Here is a 6,448-nt window from a genome sequence, read left to right as displayed (position 1 = left end):
CGCACCACCCGCGCCCTTAGCCCCACCACCGCGAACCGTGCCGGACGCCCCTCCGAGCGACGGGCGGGCGCGCGCGGAAGGCGGAGCCTTACCGTCGGTTGCGCCATCGGACACGGTGGCGTGGGGCGTTGGGTCGGCCGGACGGCTGGGTGGCACTGCTGGGGACGGGGGTCTCCCGGCGACCGCGCCGGTCTGAGGCGGTTCGACGAAGCCGAGTTCGTGGAGGGTTTCGACGAAGTCGGGGACGTCGACGGGCTCGCCGGCGTACGCCTCGGCCTCGCGGGCCGCCTCCGCGACGGTGGCGCCGCGGCGGAGTGCGGCGATCACGACCGCGCCGACCGGGGGCATCGCCACGAAGGTGCCGGTGGCGGGGTCGCCGACGAGGACGTCGTCGCCGTCCGCCACGACGCTGAGCGGGCGGAGGCGGACCGAACCGTCAGCGGAGGTGGGGCCGGTCATGAGGATCTTCTTACAGGAACCCGGCGACCCGGGTACCGAACTCCTCCGGCGTGATGATCTCGATGCCGAGCTTCTCGGCCTTGGCCTTCTTCGAACCGGCCTTCTCCCCGGCGACGAGCAGGGACGTGCGCGCCGACACCGACGAGGACGCCTTGCCGCCGGCGCGTTCGATCAGCTCGTTCACCTGGTTGCGGGACAGCCCGTCCAGCGGGCCGGACATCGATCCGGTGGCGACGACGGACAGTCCGGCCAGCGGCAGGTCCGACGCGTCGGATTCGGGCGTTTCGGCGGGGCCGGCGGCGCCCGGCTCGGTCATGGTGACGCCGGCGGCGACGAGCTTGCCGATCAGCGGGGCCAGCTCGGCGATCTCGGCGACCAGGATGGTGGCGCGCTCCGGCCCGACGCCCTCGACCTCCTGGAGCGCCTCCGCGTCGGCGGTGCGGATCGCGTCCATGGTGGCGAAGTGCCGGGCGATCCGGCGGGACATGGACCGGCCGGTGCCGCGCACGCCGAGCGCGCAGAACACCTTGTTCAGCGGCTTGGCCTTGGCGCCCTCGATCGCGGCGAGCAGCGCGGCGGTGCTGGTCTCGCCCATCCGCTCCAGCTCGATGACCTGGTCGTGGGTGAGCGTGAACAGGTCGGCGAAGTCGGTGATCAGCCCGGCGTCGACGAGCTGGTCGATGCGGTTCTCGCCGAGGCCCTCGATGTCGAGCTGGTCGCGGCCGACCGCGTACCGGACGGACGCGACGGCGTGGCAGGCGCGGCCCCGCACGCACCGCCACCGCTGCTGGGACGCGTCGATCTCGTCGCCGCAGCGCGGGCACGCCGACGGCACCTCGATCGGCCGCTCCCCGCCGGTGCGCAGGTGGACGACCGGCGCCTCCACGCGCGGTATCACGTCGCCCGCCTTGTAGACGGTGACGTGGTCGCCGAGCATCAGGCCGCGCCGCTCGATGTCGGCGGCGTTGTGCAGGGTCGCGTAGGTGACGGTGGAGCCGTCGACCTCGACGGGCTCCAGGACGGCGCGCGGCGCGATGACGCCGGTGCGGCCGACGTTCCACTCGACGTCCAGCAGCCGGGTGATCTTCTCGACGGCGGGCAGCTTGTAGGCGATCGCCCAGCGGGGCGCGCGGGAGGAGATCCCGGCGTCGGCCTGGTCGGCGGCCGCGTCCGCCTTGACCACGATGCCGTCGATGCCGAAGTCCAGTTCGGCGCGCAGCGCGGCGATCTCCTCGACGCGCTTGCGGACCTGCTCGATCGTCGTCGCGGTGATCGCCGGGACGGGCGTCGCGGCGGTGGTGTTCGCGCCGAGGCCCGCGACGAGCTCCATGATCCCGCTGTGCGGCAGCTCCCGCAGGCGTGCGGCCGCCGCGTCGCCGGTGCCGTCCACCGGGAGGGCGCCGTAGGCGAAGAACGTCATCTCGACCTGGTACGGGCGGTCCTTGGCGCGCAGCGATCCGGCCGCGGCGCTGCGCGGGTTGGCGAACGCCGTGCCCCCGGCGCCGGTGCGGGCGGTGTTGGCGGCCTCGAACTGCGCGCGGGTCATCAGCACCTCGCCGCGCAGCTCGACGGTGACCGGCTCGGCGAGGCGGGCCGGCAGGCCGAGGACCATGCCGATGCCGTGCGAGACGTCCTCCCCGGCGGTGCCGTCGCCGCGCGTCACCAGCTGGACGAGCCGCCCGCCGCGGTACCGCGCCGAGATCGCCAGGCCGTCGAGCTTGGGCTCCACGCTCCACGTGCCGACCTCGCGGCCGAGCCTGCGGACCAGCCCGGCGGCCCACGACTCCAGGCCCTCGGCGGAGAACACGTTGTCGAGGCTCAGCATCGGGACCGTGTGCGGGACGTCCCCGATCACCGCTCCCCCGGCGACCTTGCCCGTCGGCGAGTCGGGCAGCACCTCGTCCGGGTGCGCGGCCTCGTAGGCGGCGATGCCGCGCACGAGCCGGTCGAAGACGTCGTCGTCGAGCGGCGAGTCGCCCTCGCCGTAGTAGGCGGCGGAGGCCGCGACGGCGGTCTGGACGGCGGCGGCGTAGGCGGCCTGGTCGCCGATCTCGGTGCGGGCCGGCCCCCTCTGGGGGGACGACGCCCCGCGCCCCCCGGAAGAGCGGTTCGGTGTCTCGGTCATGGCTCTATCTTCCCTGGTGCCACCGACATTTCCAGGTCTCAGCGGGCGGCCAGACGGTGGCCGAGGAAGGCGAGCTGCGGGCGCAGGCGAGGCCGCCAGAAGGCGCCGTCGTGGCAGCCGCCGTCCATCGCGCCCTCCGGGTGGACGCGGTCGCGGAAGTCCCGCACCCGGCCGGCGAACGGGTCGCTCGTCCCGCAGTCGACACGCAGCGGGACGCCCTTCAGCTCGTCCAGTGCGGCGAACACGTCGTGGCGGGCGTAGTCCGCCGGGCCGTCGAACGACTTGGGGTTGGTGTCACGCGCGTCCGCGTAGGAGTCGAACAAGGCCGGGGACGCGGCGACGACGGCGGCCATGCGCCCGCGGCCGAGCCGGCGGGCCAGCAGGAGCGCTCCGTACCCGCCCATCGACCAGCCGATGGCGCCGATGCGGTCCGTCCGGGCGCCGCGTTCCCGCAGCCGCGGCAGCAGCTCGTCCACGACCATGCCCATGGGGTCGTCGCCGCTCGCGCGCGGATGCCAGTAGTTGTCGGGGCCGCCGTCCACGGTGACGAGGGCGAACGGGGGGACGCCGCCGTTCGCGACGGCGTCCGGCAGGTAGTGGTCCAGGGCCAGGGTGTCCACGACGGACGTCCCCGAGCCGCCGCTGCCGTGGAGCGCGACGACGACCGGCAGCCCGCGCGGGGATCGGCCCTTTGCGGGCGCCACGACGCACGCGTTGACCGTCGTGCGGCGGTGCGCCGAATGCCAGGTCATCCGCTCGACGCCGGCGGACGCGGCGGGCGGCGCCGGCAGGTCCCCGCACTTGCCGAGCGCGCGGTCGAGCCGGACCTTGCCGGGCAGGACCTCGTTCTCCACCAGGGCGTACGCGGTGCCGCCCATGGCGGCGGCGGCGCCCGCGCCGCCGAGTCCCGCGAGCACGAGCGCGCGCCTGGTGATCAAGGAGTGTCCCCTCCCCGGGTGGCATGGGCGGACCGCGACAATACCGCGACCCCGCCGGTGAGCAGGACGACGCTGAACGAGACGGCCACGAACGCCGCGGCCGTCCGCGGCGGCAGGGTGTGGAAGGCGAAGGCGGCCACCAGGTAGGACGCGATGGGGTTGGTCATCGTCATCGCGGTCATCGCCGAGGGCAGCGACCCGGCCGCGAACGCCCGCTGCTCGATCACGAGGCCGAGCAGCGTGCTGCCGGCCAGCGCGTAGCCGGGCCAGTCCACGGCGGTGGCCGCGATCCCGCGGTTGACCAGGTCGGCGGTGGTCAGCTTGATCAGCACGGCGGTCGCCGCGAAGCACAGCCCGGCGCAGACGCCGAGCAGCGCCGCCCGGACCGGGCCCTTGCGCAGCCACGCCGCCCGGGACAGCACGACGACGAGCGGCGCGGCGATCAGGCCCGCCAGGAAGATCCGCGGCCGGGACGGCTCGCCCTCCGGCGGGATCGCGCCCGGCACCGTGAACAGGACGGCGAGGCCCGCGGACACGGCGACGCCGCCGAGCAGGTCCAGCCGCGCCGGGCGGCGGCCGGTGCCGACCGTGCCGAGCGCGATCGTGAAGACGAGCTGGGTGACCAGCAGCGGCTGGACGATCGCGGTCGAGCCGAAGTGCAGCGCGATGGCCTGCGCGCAGAACCCGGCCAGGTTCACCCCCCAGCCGGTCAGCCACACCGGGTCGCGGACCAGCCGGCGGATGAGCCCGTGGGCGGCGGACGCGTCCGACCGGCCGTGCACGGCCCGCCGCGCGGCCCGGTACTGCAGCGCCGCCGCCGCGGCGAACAGGAACGCCGCGACGAGGCTGAAGCCGACGGACCACGCCATCAGGCCGTCCCGCTCTGCGCGCCGCTGCCGGCGCCGCTGTCCGCGCCGGCCGCGGCCGCCAGCCGCTCGAACGCCCGGAGCAGGCCGCCGGTGAAGCGGGCCGACTCCGGCAGCACCCGCGGCTCGGCGGTCACCGAGATGTGCAGCGACCCGTTCCAGCTCAGCGCGCCCACGGCGAACGGCACGCCGTCCGCGAGCGGCAGGATCGGGTGGACGTCCCCGAGCGGCGCGCCCGCCAGCGACATCGGCAGCGGCGGTCCCGGCATGTTGGACACGATGCCGCCGAAGAAGCGGGCCCGGTAAGTACCGCGGGCGGCACGGGCGTGCAGCGGCGGCGGCAGGAGGCCCATGAGGCGCATCGCGGCTGTGCTCGCCACGGCCCGGCCGGACCCGCGGCGCCGTTCCGCCGCATCGTGCACGGCGGCCAGCCGGTCGCGGACGGGCATCGGCCCCACCGGCACGTCGAGCCGTAACGCGGCGGTCAGGTTGCCGGGCACGGCGGTGCGGCCCCGGCCGGGCGGCGCGGGGGCGCGCAGGGTCATCGGGACGGCGGCGCGCAGCGGCCGGCCGCCGGCCCGCTCGCCGCGTCCGTCCAGGGTCTCCGCGACGACCTCGCCGGTCAGCGCGAGCAGCACGTCGGTGACCCGGGCGCCGGCCGCGCGGGCGACGTCCTGGACGCGGTCGAGCGGCAGCGTCGCGGTGCCGAAGGCGCGGTCGGGGCCGAGCGTCCCGGTGACGGACACGGTCGGGGCGGCGCCGTCGAGCCCGAGCTGCACCAGCCCCGGCAGGACGGCCGCCGCGCGCGCGAGCCCGCCCGGGCCTCGCATCGGCTCCGCCTCCGGAAGGCGGGGTTCGAGGATGCCGCGCAGGATGTCGACGACGCCGATCCCGTCGGCGATGGCGTGGTGAAGGAGGATCACGACCGCGTCCGGTCCGTGCGGCCCGCCCCGGACGAGGCAGAACCGCCACAGCGGCCGGTCGTGGTCGAGGGGCTCGGTGATCAGGCGGGCGACGAGGTCGTCCAGGGCGGGACGCCCGCCCGGTGACGGCAGGTCGACCTCGACGACGTGCCTGCGCAGGTCGACGAGGCCGGCCTCCACCCAGCGGGGCCGCCGCAGGACGCCGCCGTCCCGGATCCGCTGGGTGAGGCGCGGCAGGTGCGGCAGCCGTTCGCCCAGCATGGCGCGCACCTGCTCGGCCGGGGGCCCGGGCCCGGCGAACTCGGCGACGCCGCCCACGACCTGCGGGACCTCCCGGCTCTCGACGTGCAGGAAGAACGCGTCGGCGGCGGCCACCCGCTGCTCCCGTCCGGGCGCCCTGCCCGGGACGATGTCCGGCGAGCGCAGGCCGCGGATCAGCCCGCCGCGCAGCCGCTCGGCGCCGGCGGCGGCCGGGACGAGCAGCAGCCCGCCCGGGATGTCCACGACGTAGTGGGCGGCGGTCGAGACGATCACCAGGGCCGTCACCACCAGGTGCAGGGCGCAGAGCCAGGTGAAGAACGCGCCGCACCGGGCCCGGAGCGCGGCGATCCCGATCCAGGCGACCCAGCCGATGTGCAGGCTCGGCATCGCCGCGTACGGGTTGGCGCCCGCCGACACCAGGGTCGTGCCCCAGGTGGCGGGCGGGTGGTGCATGGCGATGATGTCGGTGTAGCCCTCGCCGGGCAGCAGCCGCGGCGGGGTGGTGGGCCAGGCGGCGAAGCAGCAGATCGCGATCAGCGTCACCAGGATCAGCGTGTTGCGCGCCCACGCGTAGGCCGGGTTCCGCTTCCACCACAGGTAGGCGAGGAATCCGAACGTCCCGATCACGTACGTCGTCGCGTACTCCCAGGCGGCCACGGCCCCGAGCCACCCGTGCCGGACGAGCAGGTCGTTGAGCGGGCGTTCGGTGTCCAGGCGCGCCCAGCGCTCGAAGTCGAGCAGCGCGCGTCCGTGCGCGTCGCCCGCGCCGCGCTCGCATTTGAGGGCGTGCGTGAACACCAGGTACACCACCAGGACGCCCAGCGCGGTGGCGATCTCCCGCGCGGCCGAGCCGGCCCGTCCCCCGTCCTCGTCCTC

4 protein-coding genes and 1 pseudogene are annotated in these 6,448 nt (G+C 75.7%); all 5 read right to left on the bottom strand.

Annotated features, from left to right (window positions below):
• Window positions 1-459: pseudogene (locus tag E1293_RS49030) on the bottom strand (hypothetical protein); the annotation flags it as partial.
• Window positions 460-469: 10 nt separating this feature from the next.
• Window positions 470-2,584: an NAD-dependent DNA ligase LigA gene (gene ligA, locus E1293_RS43055; RefSeq protein WP_132205299.1), complete on the bottom strand. Its 2,115-nt coding sequence runs from the start codon at window positions 2,582-2,584 to the stop codon at window positions 470-472.
• A gap of 38 nt (window positions 2,585-2,622) precedes the next feature.
• Window positions 2,623-3,522, bottom strand: a complete 900-nt coding sequence (locus tag E1293_RS43050) for an alpha/beta hydrolase (RefSeq protein WP_207939446.1) — start codon at window positions 3,520-3,522, stop codon at window positions 2,623-2,625.
• Complete coding sequence (locus E1293_RS43045; RefSeq protein ID WP_132205297.1) at window positions 3,519-4,391, bottom strand: DMT family transporter; 873 nt, start codon at window positions 4,389-4,391, stop codon at window positions 3,519-3,521. The genes E1293_RS43050 and E1293_RS43045 overlap by 4 nt, the downstream gene beginning before the upstream one ends.
• Window positions 4,391-6,448, bottom strand: a 2,058-nt coding sequence (locus E1293_RS43040; protein WP_132205295.1) for a bifunctional phosphatase PAP2/O-acyltransferase family protein, incomplete at its 5' end; no start/stop codon positions are given. The genes E1293_RS43045 and E1293_RS43040, both read right to left, overlap by 1 nt.

It is taken from the genome of Actinomadura darangshiensis (genome assembly GCF_004349235.1).
Taxonomy (GTDB): Bacteria; Actinomycetota; Actinomycetes; order Streptosporangiales; family Streptosporangiaceae; genus Spirillospora; species Spirillospora darangshiensis.
This window is presented reverse-complemented; position numbering and strand designations above follow the sequence as displayed.

Excerpts from the sequence above, each read along its gene's own strand:
- ligA (WP_132205299.1), bottom strand. The coding sequence starts at position 2,584 with ATGACCGAGACACCGAACCGCTCTTCCGGGGGGCGCGGGGCGTCGTCC.
- E1293_RS43045 (WP_132205297.1), bottom strand. The coding sequence starts at position 4,391 with ATGGCGTGGTCCGTCGGCTTCAGCCTCGTCGCGGCGTTCCTGTTCGCC.